Below are 14,571 nucleotides of genomic sequence, written 5' to 3' on the forward strand. Positions count from 1 at the left end.
ACACGCCGGAATTCATCGGCCCTCTATACTTATCCGCGACACCCATCACCGCCAGCGATACCTCGGATTGTGGAATGCGATTTCAGCGCGGGTATCCGATTCGATAGTCTCGTCATTGATCCAACATTGTCAGTCGGAACTTCATGAGTCTGCGGCATCGACGCGGCAGGATTCGTCGGTGCGCAATGCAATGTCAGCCCGGTTGAAATAAGAATAATTAGGAGTGCGTGATGATTGCAGCAGTCAAGAAGGTCCTGGTCATCGGAGGTGGGTTTTCCGGTATGACAGCGGCCATCCAGCTCGCCCGTCAGGGCGTCGAAGTGGATCTGGTGGAAATAGATCCGTTGTGGTGCCCCCTGGGGGCAGGTATTACGCTGAGCGGTCCCACGCTGCGAGCGCTGGATACCGTTGGCATTCTTGAACGGGTGGCCGAGGAAGGGTATCTCTCCACCGATTTCGATGTGTTCTCACCGGCAGGCGACCTGATCGTGCAGTTGGCGCTTCGGCCTCCCGTCAGCCATAAGCAGATCCCCTGTGGCGGCGGCATCCTGCGCCCGGTGCTGGCTCGGATCTTCGCCGATAAGACCCGGGAAGTGGGCACTCACGTGCGCCTTGGCATTACCTTCGACAGTATCGTCGAGCGGGGGGATGGCGTTGAAGTGTCTTTCACCGACGGGACCGCTGGGCGCTATGACCTGGTCATCGCCGCCGATGGCGTGCATTCGCGGATACGAAAGGAGCTGTTTGCCGGGGCTCCATCGCCCAGACCCATACACCAGAGTGTCTGGCGTGCGGTGTTGAAGCGACCGCCGGAAATCGTCCGTCCTACTCATTGGCTGGGACGCACCAAGGTCGGTGTCAATCCGATTTCCGCCACCCATATGTACATGTTCCTCATGGAAAATCGCGACTCTAGCGAGTGGATTGATCCGGCGAATTGGCCAAGCGAAATGGCGCGCCTGTTGGGTGAGTTCCCGGCCCCGATCCTGCAGACGCTGGTGCCGCAACTGTACGAGCCGGGCGCCAGTATCGACTACCGCCCGCTGGCCAATCTGTTGGTACCGCTGCCATGGCATAAAGGCCGCATCGTGATGATCGGCGATACGGTGCATGCCACCACGCCGCATCTGGCATCCGGGGCCGGCATTGGTATCGAGAGCGCCATTGTGCTGGCCGAAGAACTGTTCGCCGCCAGCGATCTACAGGCTGCCCTCAGCCGGTTCGAAGTTCGGCGCTGGGAGCGTTGCCAGTTAGTGGTCGAGAATTCCGCACGGCTGTGCGAGATCGAAAAGAGCGGCGGCGACAAGCAGGAGCATGCCCGGATCATGGGCGACTCCATGGCGACGTTGGCTGAGCCAATCTGATAGATCGCTGGCCTTCGGCTGGGTGGGGGAGGACAGGCCATTGCAACGGTGGCGTCCTCGCCCACGACGAGCGTCCTGCTGGGGGCTGCCCTAGAGTTCCAGGATGACGACTTCTTTAACGTAGACGAAAAAAGATTCGGAAGACGCTGCGACCCCTTCATCAGAAAGCTGCTGGAACAGGGCTCTCTGGTACTGACGAAAGACCGAAAGATCGGCTTCGTTTTCAAACCACATGCTGGAAACGCCTTCGTAGACGGCTACTTCTGGTCCGAAATAAGCGGTCACCCTGTCACCCTCGGGAAGATACTTGGAGCGAACATGCCTGCGTAGCGCCTGTTGAAACTCAGGCTGCTGATCGCTCAGGGTGTCGTGGGCCAGATCCCAGGCGCTGAAAAAAGTCTCCAGCGTCACCGCCGGGTGCTTCTTTATAAAGATCATCGCCTTGCATTCAAGAGGCGCAGTACCGCCAGTGGATGTTTCTACTTCATCCATCAGTTGAGCAACTTGTTTGGAAAGGTCAGCGAAATTTTCTGCGTCAGGCCCAGTGGTTTGTTGGGTGTAGGGATCGCTGAAGGTTTGAATTAAACCTGGCATGTCGTCAAAGAATAATTCAGTGATCGAATCCCTGTGAAAGGTTTGGGTGTAAGCAGTGTCGGCATCAACGCCGAAGGCGGAGTCAATAACATGATTTTGCACGTATCGCTTGACCCCTAAGGGTTTGGCTTTAGCGATTTTCCCATGCTCGTGCTCGATATAATCTAAAAATTCCCCATGGGTCATTCCGGGTTTTCGGCGTACAGCGGCTAGAATTTTAATCATGAGCGTGCTCGTTTTTGTGGGGTTTATTAGCCGAATTGATCGTCTGATATCGAATGTCTTTTCTTGCAGGCTATAGTTCTGCAAATAAAAGATACGGCTAAAATTGTTCCCCCAACCAATCGGTGTTTCTGCTGGCAGGTATCGCGTAAATATATAGTTGACGGGTCTTTACCTGGTTCTTTCGCCCTGGGTTACTTCTATTTGAATGTCTCAGGGTGGCCATGGATGGTTCCTGCAAGATAATGTCGATGTGATGATCGCTGTCTTTCGCACCAGCTCATTTCCCACCCGTCACATCGAGAAACGTACCAGTAACGAACGATGCCTCCGCACTGGCCAGCCATAAGATGGCCCGCGCCACTTCCTCTGGTTGACCGCCCCGGCCCATGGGGATCGAGTCCTTGACGCGATCGACCCGCCCCGGTTCGCCGCCACTGGCATGCATTTCGGTGTAGATGTGGCCGGGGCGAATACAGTTGACGCGGATTCCTTCTCGCGCCACCTCTTTGGCCAACCCGATGGTGAAGGTTTCCAGGGCTCCCTTTGACGCCGCGTAGTCGACATATTCATTGGGACTGCCCAGGCGCGCCGATGCCGAAGAGACATTGATCACCACGCCGCCCGGACCGTTGTGCCGGTAAGACATGCGCTTGACCGCCTGCTGGGCACAGAGAATCGGACCAATGGCATTGACCGCAAAAATGCGCTGCATGCGTTCGAAGCCGAGGTCCTCCAGGCGCGACTGTGCCGACAGCATCCCAGCGTTATTGACCAGTACGTCGATACGTCCGAACGTTCGATCGATGGCCGCGAACAAATGGGCGACCTGCGCGGGGTCCGCACTGTCGGCCCGCATCGCCAGCGCACGGCGACCCAACGCCTCTATATCGGCTGTTACAGCCAGTGCCGCGGACTCGTTGGTTACGTAGCTGATTGCGACGTCATAGCCTTTTGCGGCGGCTAGCCGTGCGGTGGCGGCACCCACTCCGCGACTGCCGCCGGTTATCAGAATCAGCGGTGCCTGCGAGACGTTTTCCATCGAGATGACCTCCTGCAACAGTGAGAATTCGGCTGCGTCAGCCAATAATGAGGGTGCCACTGGCGATTACTGCGCATGCCAGGAGCCGGCGGACGCTAAGTGTCTCGCCGAGGAATGCGTAGCCAATCAACACGGCAAACAGCACGCTGGTTTCGCGCAATGCCGATACCGCGCCCAAGGGCGCTTCGTTCATGGCGTAGATAACTATTCCATAGGCCAGCAGCGAGACCAGCCCGCCGGACAAGGCGGCCAATATTCCGGGCCGCACGCAGAACAAGCTGCGGGCGTCGCGCAGGCCGATGTAGACCGCCGGCATCAGCACGCCCCACAAGACGCTCATCCAGACGGTATAGGCGAGTGGCGCGCCGGAGAGCCTGGCGCCAATGCCATCGGTGACGCTATAGGCGGCGATGAAGCAGCCGGTTCCCAGCGCATAGGGAAGGCTGGGAACCGACAGGTTGCGTCCCCTGAAGGCCAGCGAAATGATTCCGCCTGACACCAGCGCAATCCCCAATAACGCGCCGGGGGCGATGCTTTCTCCGGCGAAAACGGCGGCGCCGAGGGTGATCAGTACTGGTGACGATCCACGGGAAATCGGATAGACCTGCCCGAGGTCGCCGACTCGGTAGCTGCGTACCAGAAACAGGTTGTAGCCGACATGCAGCAACGCCGAAAGCACCGCATAGCCCCAACTGGCAGCCGCTGGCGGCACCAGGAACACCGCGGCGATGGCACTGGCGATGGCCACGGCGATGCACATGACTGTCATCGACCACAGTCGATCAGCGCCGCCACGCAGCAGCGCATTCCAGCCGGCATGCAGGAGCGCGGCGAAAAGAACCAGCAAAGTGATATGGATAGGCATGCGCCATTTTTAGCAGGCTGCTCACCCGGACTACAGCGAAGTCTCCTCATTGCTTCATGAGTGAATCCTCATGCATCAGCCATAAGCGCGTTGGACCTTCAGTGCCTCACTGATCAACCACTGGCGAAAGTTGACGATGTGCGGCTGCGATTCGATGCCTCTTGGGCAGACGAAATAGTAGGCAAGCGGTGATGGGAAGGGCACATCGAACAGCCGCACCAGTCGGCCATCGCTGATTTCCGTTTCAACATGCCCGCTGCGCACCAGGGCGACGCCTTGGCCGAGCAAAGCGGCCTCTACCGTCATGTTGGTATCGCCAAACCTGACGCTTTCCTTGAGCGGCAAAAACTCCAATCCGACTTTTTGGAACCAGTCCTCCCACTTCGGTACCATTTCGGCGCCATCGCGGTTCAGCAGCGGGTAGTGCAACAACTCGGCCGGGCTGCGCGGTGTCCCGAAGCGTTGCAGCAGATCGGGACTTGCCACCGGAAACACTTGCTCGCCGAACAGGAACTCTGAGTGCAGGCCGGGGTAAATGCCCTTGCCAAGGCGGATTGCGACGTCGGCTTGGGCGTTGGAGAAGTGGATGATTTTGTCCGAGGTGTCCAGCGAAACCAATAATTCGGGATGCTGTCGGGACAGACCGGGCAAGCGTGGCAGCAGCCATTTCAAAGCGAAGGAATACGTAGTGCTGACTTCGAGTCGGACCCTGCCTTTTTGCTCACGCAAATCGCCCAGGGTCGCCTCCAGGCTCATGAAAAACTCCCGGACAATGGGTGCCAGGGTAGCTCCCGCTGCCGTGAGGCTTAATGATTTGCCACGCTCGAACAACTGCAATCCCCAGAGGGCCTCGAGATGCTTGAGCTGGTGACTGACTGCACTTTGAGTGACATGCAGCTCTTGCGCAGCGGCGGTAAAGGTCGCGTGCCGAGTGGCTACTTCAAAGGCGCGCAACGTCGCGGTCGGTGGCAAATCTCTCATGTATACGGTGTCCCGGCGAGTCGTCAGAAATGGCAGTCATGAACGCTTGCTCATGATAGAGCATGCTGGGAGGCATTGAGTGCGGGGCGATGCGGGGAGCAATCTGGTTTTGCCGAATAGGCGGGTACTCTTGTGCTTGGGCGGGTTACTGACACTTCCAGGGATGCATGTTCAAGGTCCCGTCCCTCCTGCCGCTCTTCACCGCGATCGCGGGCTGTCAGAGCCTTACCCGTCCTCAAGATTTCGAATCCTCCCTCGTTGGCTTGCGCTGCATGATGATTGTCGGTGCGAAGCCTTTCAAACAGAAAAACCTGCTTTATATCGTAATGCTGTTCATTTAAGAAAGATGATGGACCTGTGGCGAGGGAGCTTGCTCCCGCTCGGCTGCGAAGCAGTCGTAAACCGGCGGGTGCGGTGTGTCTGATGCTCCGCATATGGCAGGTTTTGGGACCGCTTCGCGGCCCAGCGGGAGCAAGCTCCCTCGCCACGGGTTTGTCGATTGCCTTAAGTGAACTGCATTAGCTTTATATCGAGCGCTATGCCAACTATGGAAATGCTGGGTGCATGGCTAAGTTGGGCAAGCTCTATCAAGAGGGCGGACACGGCGTTGACCCGGATATGCGGCGCAAAATCGTGTAGCTGATTGGGCTACGCGACCGGATTGATGGACATTTCCATGGCCGCGCGCGAAGCGGGCACGCGGAGACTATGCTCATCGCTACTGCGCGAATGTATTGATCCGTCAGTCGCCAAGGAAAGGAGTCTGTATGCGTCTAGTTCTTAATGCCCGGTTCTATGATCGGATGGGCCGGATGAGCCATCTGGCGACACGTCGATATCAGCGGACTTTGATCGCCTTGTGGGTAACCGGGCTGGCGATGGTGGCGGCCAATGCCACCCAAGCTGCCGACAGCGGCGTCGCCGGCGGCGCTACCGCAAGCTATAGCATTGCTTTCAGCAACTCCTACGCAGGCAGTGATTTCCGCAAGGTGATGGTGCGCAACTGGCAGGAGATTGCGCTCCAAGCGCAAAAGGATGGCTTGATCCGGGAGGCGCCGGTGGTCAGCGCGAATAACTCGGCTTCGGAACAAGCGGCCCATATCCAGGACTTGGTCGTTCAGGGCGTCAACGCCATCGTCATCCTGGCCGCGTCCGACACGGCCCTCAACGGGGTGATCCGCGACGCCTGCAACGCCGGCATCGTGGTGGTGGTCATGGCCAGCCTGGTTACCGAACGCTGTGTCTACACCGTGGACTACAACTGGTCCGCCATGGGCCGCGTGGAAATGGATTATGTCGCCGAGCGCCTCAAGGGCCACGGAACACTCCTGGAAATCCGCGGGATTGCCGGCGACGCCACCGATCAAAACATCAGCGACGGCATACGCAAGGCCGCCAGCGACTATCCGGGCCTGAAATTCGCCAAGACGGTCTACGGAAACTGGACCGCGTCGGTCGCGCGCAAGGAGGTGGCACTGGCGTTGCCATCACTGCCCAGCATCGATGCCGTCGCTACTCAGGGTGGCGACGGCTATGGCGCGGCCATGGCGTTCAAGGCGGCGGGACGCCCTCTGCCGATCATCGTGATGGGCAACCGCCAGGACGAACTGGCGCTGTGGAAACAGGAACGCGACGCCAATGGCTACGAGACCGTCTCGGTTTCCGCTTCCCCGAGCGTTTCCCAGGTAGGTTTCTGGGTGGCCCAGCAGATCCTGGCGGGCAAGCAGGTGCCAAAGTTCGTCGAAGTGCCGCTGGTACGTATCGACGCGAAAGACCTGGACGCCTGGCTCGCCACGATGCCGGTAGGTGGTGCCGCCAACCCTTTGTACAGCCAGGCTTCCGTGGCGGCGATGATCGACGCGGCCACCAACAATACGGCGCCGCCGACGCCTTTGCCGGAGGTTACGAAACAGTAGCGGCGGGCGAGGAGTCGAGGCGCCATGTTGATATTCAAGTCCGCCGGGGGCAGGCCCATTGCCGTCAGGATTGGCCTGGCGGTCGCCGCGCTGGTGTTCCTGATGCTGGCGGTATCGCTGGTGAACCTTTACGGCCTGCGAGGCATGGTCCGGGCGGTGGATTCTGCCAGCCATTCCGCGGAAATCCTGGCCTCGGTCAACGGCGCCACCGGGCGGGTGGAAAATTTCATCGCCACCCGCGACCAGGAAAGCCTGTCCCAGGCCGAAGGCATGGTGGCGACGGCTATCGCCGGGCTCAACGCCATTCCGGTGGTCGAGGCGCAATCGCTCAAGGGCAGCCTGGAGAGGCTCGCCGCGGCGATCGCTGCCTTGCGGACGGCGACCCTGACCATGGACGGCGAAACGGAGAACATGACCGCCCACCATGGCCGGATGCGAGAGGCGACGATCCTTGTCGAACAGGGCATTGCCGACGGGCTCAAGGAGGTTGATTCCCGCGCCGCCGACCACGAGGCGCGGGTGGACAACATCGAAAGCGCCCATCGCATCCTGGATATCCTGCGCAACGGCGAGGGGATCATCACCGCCAATGTAGCCAACATGCTGGTGACCGGTGATAAAGCGGCGGCCACTGCGGCGCGCAACGCCTGCGCCGCACTTGCGCCCGTGGTCGAGCAATTGCGCGAGGCGATGGCCTCACCGCAAGAGGCGCAGGCCCTGGACCAATTGGCGGCGGCGGTCGCTGCTGTCAGCCTGGCAGTCGGGCACCTTGATGAGGCGCCCAAGCTTCGGGGCGGCGAGGCTTTGCGGCATCTTGCCGAGATTGGGGACGTGACCGAGCGCCTCGATGCAATGTTGGCTGACGTGGACGAACACGTTGCCCATGACGCCAGCGACATCCAGGCAGCCACCGGTTTGCTGCACAACGCAGCCGCGTTGTCCAAGCGCTTCGCCGAGCGTGTGGCCACCCTGGAGGCGCAAACCTTGTCGTTTCGCCTGTCGCCGTCGGCCGAGGTCGCCAGCTCTGTTGGCGACATCCTGGACGAACTCTCTCGTCTTTCTCGCGTCCTTCCGTCATCCGTTGGGCTGAAAGCCGAGGCCAGGCCGCTGACGGTCAGCGATCAGATTGCCGGCTACCGGGCGGCATTCGCCAGGTTCCATCAGGCCAGCAACGCCTTGAGTGACGCGCGCGACCAGGTTCGCAACGAGGCACGGAGCGCCGGCCTACTGGTTGCGCGCTTTGCTGGCGAAGCGCGCTCCGCCGCCTTGATCCACAATGACCGCGGCATGCTTGCGACGATCCTCGCCGGTACCGTCGCCATCCTGCTGGCCGGCGCTATCGCCTGGAGCACGTCGCGGTTTATCGCGCAGCCCATCGTGGCCTTGGCCTCGGTCATGCGCCGCCTTGCGGCCGGCGACCTGAACGCCGAGATCGCCAGCGCCGGGCGCGGTGACGAGATAGGGATCATGACCAGCGCCGTACGGGTGTTCCAGGAAAATGCCCAGCGCATCCAGGTACTGGAAGCCGAGGCCGAGGCCGAACGACAGCAAGTCCAGGCATCGTTGGAGAGGATGGTCGCCGAACGGACCGACACGCTGCACCAGCAGACCGAGGTGTTGGAGGCGCAGGCCGTCGAGCTCATTCAGGCGCGCAACCAGGCCGAGACGGCAAATCAGGCAAAGAGCGATTTTGTTGCCACGGTCAGCCATGAACTGCGCACGCCCTTGACCCTCATTCTCGCGCCTCTGGAGCAGCTCTCGGCGGCCACCACGCCACCGGCGGACTGGCATGTGCAAATCGACCGCGCCCAACGCAACGCGCTGCGCTTGATGAATCGGGTGAATGACATCCTCGATTTTTCCAAGGCCGAAGCGGGCAAGTTTGAGTTGTGTCCGGCGCCCATTGACCTGAACAGGACCGTTGGCGTGCTGGCTGAAGACGCCGCCATGGTGGCTCAGGGCAAAGGCTGCACCTTGACCAGCAGCATCGATCCCAGCCTCGGCACGGTGTTCCTGGATCCCCGGCATTTCGAGAAGATCCTCCTCAATCTGGTGAGCAATGCCATCAAGTTCACGCCCGCTGGCGGTACCGTGCATCTGGCAGTGACCGCGCTCGACGGCGAGCGATTTGAGTTCGCGGTGCATGACTCGGGCATTGGCATCGCGGCTGACAAACTGCCGCTGCTGTTCCAGCGGTTTTCCCAGATCGACAATTCCGCCACGCGCCACTACAGCGGCACAGGCATCGGTCTCGCCCTGGTCAAGGACCTGGCCGAACTGATGGGAGGCGAAGTCGGTGTCAACAGCGAGCCCGGACGGGGTTCGTGCTTCTTTGTCCGGCTTCCACTGGGCACTGAGCCCAACACCGTGCCCACCGAAACCAACGACTCCCACGAGCGATCCTCACCCAGCACAACGACCACCGCCGAACAGCGCCACCTGCGTTTCGACGACGGCCACCCTGGCAGTCGCAGCGACCGGGCCTGGACGGAAGGCGAGGGCGACGAGCAGCGCCCGGGACATGCTTTGCAATCCAGCGTGCTGGTGGTAGACGACAGTCCGGAAATGCTGAGCTACCTCAGCGAGCTTTTGCATGCCGACTACAACGTCGCCACCGCAGTCGATGGCGAGCAGGCCTGGGCGCTCCTGCAGCGTCGCCCCATCGATGTCGTCGTCTCGGATGTAATGATGCCGAAGCTCGACGGCTTCGGCCTGACCGCCAGAATCAAGGCGAGCGCCGGTTTCGCCCATCTCCCCGTGATCCTGCTGACCGCCCGTGGTGGCAGCGAGGCCTGCGTCTCGGGGCTGGAAAGTGGCGCCGATGACTACATAGCCAAACCCTTCTCGCCGCTGGAGCTCCAGGCTCGCATACGTGCAGTGCTGCGCATGAGCCAGGTGCAAGCCGAGCTGAATGCAAAATCCCGCCAGGCGGGCATGGCCGAAATCGCCACCACGGTGCTGCACAACGTTGGCAACGTCCTCAACAGCGTGAACGTATCGGCCGAGCTGGTCAGCAGCCTGATGCGCGGCTCCAAGGCGCAGGGGCTGGGCAAGGTGGCTCAGCTGATGAACGACCACGTCCATGACCTGAGCGATTTTCTCACCAGGGACCACAAAGGAAAAATGTTGCCCAGCTACTTGCTCAAGCTGGCGGAGGTGGTGACGGCAGAGCAACAGGGCATCATCGAAGAACTCGGGCAACTCACCAAGGGCATCGACCACATCAAAAACATTGTCGCTGCCCAGCAGTCCTATGCCGTTGCCGTCAGCATTGTCGAGACAATGCCGGTCCCGGAGTTGATCGATGACGCCCTGCGCATGAGTGCCGGCTCACTGGCGCGCCAGGAGGTGACGGTGGTCAAGGAGATTGCCGAGTTGCCCCTGTTGTCGCTGGACCGGCACCGGATGCTGCTGATATTGGTGAACTTGATCACCAATGCCAGGCAGGCGTTGAGCGGCGTGATCGATCGCAGCCCGCGTATCACATTCAGCGCCTTTATCGCTGACGGGCCGGCACTGCGCATTACCGTGGCCGACAACGGCAACGGAATTACGCCAGAGCACCTGACGCGGATCTTTTCGCATGGTTTCACGACCCGTAAAGACGGTCACGGTTTCGGCCTGCACAGCTGCGCCCTAGCCGCGCGGGAAATGGGCGGCAGCTTGATCGTGCAGAGCGACGGGGCTGGGCAGGGCGCGACTTTTATCCTCGATATTCCTCTCGAAGCTCCACCGGATAAGCGATGAGCACCGAGCTGGTGCCGGCTCGGTCTGCACACGCTGTCGCTGCAACCGTGTTATTGGCAAGCGCGGCTATTCCACCGCCTCGGCGACTCCTTGATCCTCACCCAGGAACCCGCCGCTCTGGTGGTGCCACAGCCGCGCGTAGGTGCCGTTTCTCGCCAGCAGTTCGGCGTGGGTACCTTGTTCAATGATGCGCCCGTCATCCATGACAATCAGTCGGTCCATGGCCGCGATCGTTGACAGTCGATGGGCAATGGCGATCACGGTCTTGCCCTTCATCATTTCATCAAGACTTTCCTGGATGGCGACTTCGACTTCCGAGTCCAGGGCGCTGGTGGCCTCGTCAAGCAACAGGATGGGAGCGTTCTTGAGCATCACCCGGGCGATGGCGATGCGTTGGCGCTGGCCGCCCGAAAGCTTGATGCCGCGCTCGCCCACCAAGGTGTCATAGCCGCAATGACCTTGTCGGTCGCTCAGTTGGTTGATGAAACCATCGGCCTGGGCGTTGGCTGCGGCCCTGCGGATTTGCTCATCGGTTGCATCCGGGCGGCCATAGGCGATGTTGTCGCGTATGGAGCGGTGCAGCAGGGAAGTGTCCTGAGTGACCATGCCGATGGCGCTGCGCAGGCTGTCTTGCGTCACCTGGGCGATGTTCTGGCCGTCGATACGAATCTCACCGCTGTCGACGTCGTAAAAGCGCAGCAACAGGTTGATCAGCGTGGACTTACCTGCACCGGAACGACCCACCAGGCCGATCTTTTCGCCCGGGCGAATATCCAGGCTCAGGCCATCGAGGACCTGGCGTTCACCGTTGTAATTGAAACTGACATTATTGAAAGTCACCGCGCCGCCAGCGGGCACCAGCACGCCGGCGTCAGGCGCATCCACCACCTTGGGGCCTCGGGTCAACGTCTCCATGCCATCCTGCACGGTGCCGATGCTTTCGAACAGCGAGGTCATTTGCCACATGATCCAGTGCGACATGCCGTTGATACGCAACGCCATGGCGGTAATGGCGGCCACGGCCCCGGTACCGACTTCATCCTGGTGCCACAACCACAGGGCATAGCCGCCGGCGCCAAGGATCAGCCCGACCACCAGGGCCTGGTTGACGATCTCGAACTGGCTGACCAGGCGCATCTGGCGAAAGCCGGTGAGTTTGAAATCTTCCATGGCTGCCCGTGCGAAATGCGCCTCGCGTTTGGAGTGCGAGAACAGTTTCACCGTGGTGATGTTGGTGTATGCGTCGGAAATGCGCCCGGTCATCGAAGACCGTGCATGGGCCTGTTCCTGCCCGACTTGCCCCAGGCGCGGCACGAAGTACAGCATGGCCAGGCCGAACAATGCGATCCAGGCAATAAACGGCAACATCAGTTTCAGCGCGAAGCCGCCGGCCAGGGCGATGATCGCAATGAAGTACACGCCGATCCCGGGGGCGATTTCGATGACGGTGAACAGCACTTCGCGCACAGCGAGCGCCGTCTGCATCACCTTGGTCGTCACCCGGCCGGAGAACTCGTCGGAAAAAAAGGAAAGGCTTTGCCGCAGCATCAAGCGATGGAAGTCCCAGCGCAGCCGCAGCGGCAGATTGATCGCCAAGACCTGGTGCTGCACCATCGTGCGCAACGCCACCAGCCCGATACTGGTGAGTAACACGATGGCGATGCCCCACAGCACTCGACTTTCCTGCCCTTGCGCATCGCCACCCGCTTTCCAGGTCGAGAGCAGGTCCACGACTTGCCCCAGGAAGGAAAACAACCAGGCTTCATAAATCGACACGCCAGCGCTGAGCAACGCAAACGCAAGGATATAACCGCGGGCGCCGCGGGTGCAGGCCCACAGGAACCGTACCAGGCCGACAGGGGGCGGTGGTGCTTCATCAGGTGGAAAGGGATCGAGTCTTCGTTCAAACACACGAAGCATTGTGGCCTCCGAAAGGTACAGGGTCGGCAGATTTTGCCATTTAATGGCTGTCTTGAGGATTTTACGAGGGCAAGCGGCGGCGTTGTTCTCGGCCGGCAAGTGAGCGATGCCGCGCCGAGACTCAGGATTGCGTGCAGCTCATTGAGGCGCTGCTGAGGGATTAGTTCGGTTTAAGCGCTTTTCGTTTAATTCAGTTCTGCTTTCCACCGACGAAGCGACAATACGATTTCAAAACCTTGGGACAGGCCGTTCGACGACGCGCCAATAGGACGATGTATCGATAAGGCTCAGGACTCGACCTTGCTCGGTGTCCTGGTTCAGAGCACCTCGGATCAAATCACCGGCCAGCCAACTTGGGGTATTGGCTGCCAGTACTCGGCCTTCGGAATTGAGCAGTAATGCTTCGTTACTGACTCGCATGAGGCTGCGTACGAGCAGCGGCTCCAGGGAATGCAGGGAAATATCGGCGGCGGCTACACCGATAAAATGATCGTCGAGAAAAATGGGGACCGAAAAGGCAACGATGTACAACTCAGTACCGTACAAATCCACAAACGGGCCATCTATCGAAGGCTGTCGGGTTTGCTGGGGACGGGTGTACCAAGGCATGTGCACGTAATCGTAGAACCGTTCGCTACGGCTATTGAAATTCAACGTCAGAGGCTGGATTTCATCTTTTTGCGCTCGGCACCACCACTCCAGGTGCATCTCGCGATCTTCCAACTCTCCAGGCGCGAAGACCACGCCAGCGCCATGAAACTTGAGGCTTTCCGAGTTCAGGATCTGCCGGATCACAGGCAGCAATGGCTTGAGATCAGCATGGCCAGGGCGCTTCGTTTTGCTGCGCCGATGTTCCCAGATGCTCAGTACTTGGGCGCTCATGTCATTGAGCCCCTTGAACACGTTACCAATGGAAGCGTTGATCAATGAGGCACATTGGGACAGTTCTGTTGCTGACATTTCGTTAGCCATGGCTCTACCTCATGACTCGGAGGGGACAATGCAACGCCAGCGGTTGGCGCGGAGTGCGTCGAGCCGTGTGGCGAGCAGGTAGTTCAGCAAGTTTCATTCCACTCAGGAGTCATCTTCGGCCATTTGCTGTAGCCGCAGGGAACTCAGGCGGCGAACGCCGCGTGCGACATGTGCTTCGGCCAATGCGCCAGCCAGGTTTGCATCGTTGGCTGTGATGGCCTCCAGAATAGCCCTGTGTTCCCGCTCGATGGTTTGCGGCTCCGGTTGTCCGGCGAAGGGCAGCCATAGCAGTTCCCCAAGCTCCGCCTGCAAGCGCGCTTCGCTGTGGGTCAGGCGCACGGATTGCGCGGCCACGGCTATCTCGATATGAAACCGGGCATCGGCTCGCCGGCGCTCTCGTCGCCCTTGGGCGTTGGCTAGCGCATCGATGAAACCACTGAGTCTTGCATGCTGCACGGGCCCGGCGCGCTGGGCGGCGAGTCGGGCGGCAGCGCCTGAAATGGCGGCATGTTCATCGGCCAGGTCACGCAATTCCAGCGTGCTGAGTTCCCGTAATTGATCGAACAGCGACTGATCTGTGGTTTGCGGCGCGGCGCAAATGAAGCTGCCACCGTTGCGTCCACGTCGGGTTTCGATAACCCCACGCTCGCGCAAGACCGCCAATGCGTCCCGCAGGGTAACCGTCGCAACGCCAAGTTGGGTGGCCAGGGCGCTTTCGCTGGGTAGCTGTTCGCCTTCTGCGAACAGACCCAAGTCGATCATTTCTATCAGGCGACGGGTAACGGACTCCGTTTTCCCTTCCTGATGAATGCGGATGAGACCTGAAGCAGGGCTCATGGTTGATTCATTCATGAACGACGCCGTTTGCGTGTGTGGCAAGAAATCGGTGAACGCGTCAAGCGCGCACGGACGTGATGCTTAAAAATTCTATTTCATATTTTATATATT

General features: G+C 60.1%; 10 protein-coding genes. 3 read left to right on the forward strand and 7 right to left on the reverse strand.

What is annotated here, in order from left to right; genetic code table 11:
- The first annotated feature begins 230 nt into the window (after positions 1-230).
- Positions 231-1,364, forward strand: coding sequence for an FAD-dependent oxidoreductase (locus AD663_RS11495; protein WP_083455134.1), 1,134 nt, complete (start codon positions 231-233; stop codon positions 1,362-1,364).
- 90 nt (positions 1,365-1,454) lie between these two features.
- Here the strand turns inward: AD663_RS11495 and AD663_RS11500 are convergent, their stop codons facing one another.
- The 4 genes from AD663_RS11500 to gcvA form a co-directional block, all read right to left on the reverse strand.
- A complete protein-coding gene (locus tag AD663_RS11500) occupies positions 1,455-2,183 on the reverse strand; it encodes an EthD domain-containing protein (protein ID WP_053213728.1) in 729 nt (242 codons plus the stop codon).
- A 277-nt stretch (positions 2,184-2,460) separates the two neighbouring features.
- Positions 2,461-3,222 carry a glucose 1-dehydrogenase gene (locus AD663_RS11505; protein WP_053213729.1) on the reverse strand — a complete coding sequence of 254 codons (762 nt, stop codon included), beginning with the start codon at positions 3,220-3,222 and terminating at the stop codon, positions 2,461-2,463.
- A gap of 37 nt (positions 3,223-3,259) precedes the next feature.
- The gene (locus tag AD663_RS11510) at positions 3,260-4,087 is read right to left on the reverse strand and encodes an EamA family transporter (protein ID WP_053213730.1); all 828 of its coding nucleotides are present in this window, start codon (positions 4,085-4,087) and stop codon (positions 3,260-3,262) included.
- Positions 4,088-4,162: 75 nt separating this feature from the next.
- Positions 4,163-5,068 (reverse strand): transcriptional regulator GcvA, encoded by a 906-nt coding sequence (gcvA, locus tag AD663_RS11515; RefSeq protein ID WP_003180956.1) that lies wholly within the window; start codon positions 5,066-5,068, stop codon positions 4,163-4,165.
- A 767-nt stretch (positions 5,069-5,835) separates the two neighbouring features.
- Here gcvA and AD663_RS11520 point away from each other — a divergent pair.
- Positions 5,836-6,984, forward strand: coding sequence for an ABC transporter substrate-binding protein (locus tag AD663_RS11520; protein ID WP_003180958.1), 1,149 nt, complete (start codon positions 5,836-5,838; stop codon positions 6,982-6,984).
- Between the two features lie 24 nt (positions 6,985-7,008).
- Positions 7,009-10,731, forward strand: a complete 3,723-nt coding sequence (locus AD663_RS11525; protein WP_053213731.1) for an ATP-binding protein — start codon at positions 7,009-7,011, stop codon at positions 10,729-10,731.
- A gap of 66 nt (positions 10,732-10,797) precedes the next feature.
- Here AD663_RS11525 and AD663_RS11530 read toward each other — a convergent pair whose 3' ends face one another.
- The 3 genes from AD663_RS11530 to AD663_RS11540 all read right to left on the reverse strand — a co-directional run bounded on the left by AD663_RS11530 (position 10,798) and on the right by AD663_RS11540 (position 14,460).
- A complete protein-coding gene (locus AD663_RS11530; RefSeq protein ID WP_053213732.1) occupies positions 10,798-12,651 on the reverse strand; it encodes an ABC transporter ATP-binding protein in 1,854 nt (617 codons plus the stop codon).
- 228 nt (positions 12,652-12,879) lie between these two features.
- The gene (locus AD663_RS11535; RefSeq protein WP_053213733.1) at positions 12,880-13,623 is read right to left on the reverse strand and encodes a cache domain-containing protein; all 744 of its coding nucleotides are present in this window, start codon (positions 13,621-13,623) and stop codon (positions 12,880-12,882) included.
- 102 nt (positions 13,624-13,725) lie between these two features.
- Positions 13,726-14,460 carry a FadR/GntR family transcriptional regulator gene (locus AD663_RS11540; protein WP_053213734.1) on the reverse strand — a complete coding sequence of 245 codons (735 nt, stop codon included), beginning with the start codon at positions 14,458-14,460 and terminating at the stop codon, positions 13,726-13,728.
- Between the last annotated feature and the right edge of the window lie 111 nt (positions 14,461-14,571).

Source organism: Pseudomonas sp. Q12-87 (assembly GCF_001269755.1).
GTDB lineage: Bacteria > Pseudomonadota > Gammaproteobacteria > Pseudomonadales > Pseudomonadaceae > Aquipseudomonas > Aquipseudomonas fluorescens_S.

Excerpts from the sequence above, each read along its gene's own strand:
- AD663_RS11525 (WP_053213731.1), top strand. The coding sequence starts at position 7,009 with ATGTTGATATTCAAGTCCGCCGGGGGCAGGCCCATTGCCGTCAGGATT.
- AD663_RS11505 (WP_053213729.1), bottom strand. The coding sequence starts at position 3,222 with ATGGAAAACGTCTCGCAGGCACCGCTGATTCTGATAACCGGCGGCAGT.
- AD663_RS11540 (WP_053213734.1), bottom strand. The coding sequence starts at position 14,460 with ATGAGCCCTGCTTCAGGTCTCATCCGCATTCATCAGGAAGGGAAAACG.
- AD663_RS11495 (WP_083455134.1), top strand. The coding sequence starts at position 231 with ATGATTGCAGCAGTCAAGAAGGTCCTGGTCATCGGAGGTGGGTTTTCC.
- AD663_RS11535 (WP_053213733.1), bottom strand. The coding sequence starts at position 13,623 with ATGGCTAACGAAATGTCAGCAACAGAACTGTCCCAATGTGCCTCATTG.
- AD663_RS11530 (WP_053213732.1), bottom strand. The coding sequence starts at position 12,651 with ATGCTTCGTGTGTTTGAACGAAGACTCGATCCCTTTCCACCTGATGAA.
- gcvA (WP_003180956.1), bottom strand. The coding sequence starts at position 5,068 with ATGAGAGATTTGCCACCGACCGCGACGTTGCGCGCCTTTGAAGTAGCC.
- AD663_RS11520 (WP_003180958.1), top strand. The coding sequence starts at position 5,836 with ATGCGTCTAGTTCTTAATGCCCGGTTCTATGATCGGATGGGCCGGATG.
- AD663_RS11510 (WP_053213730.1), bottom strand. The coding sequence starts at position 4,087 with ATGCCTATCCATATCACTTTGCTGGTTCTTTTCGCCGCGCTCCTGCAT.
- AD663_RS11500 (WP_053213728.1), bottom strand. The coding sequence starts at position 2,183 with ATGATTAAAATTCTAGCCGCTGTACGCCGAAAACCCGGAATGACCCAT.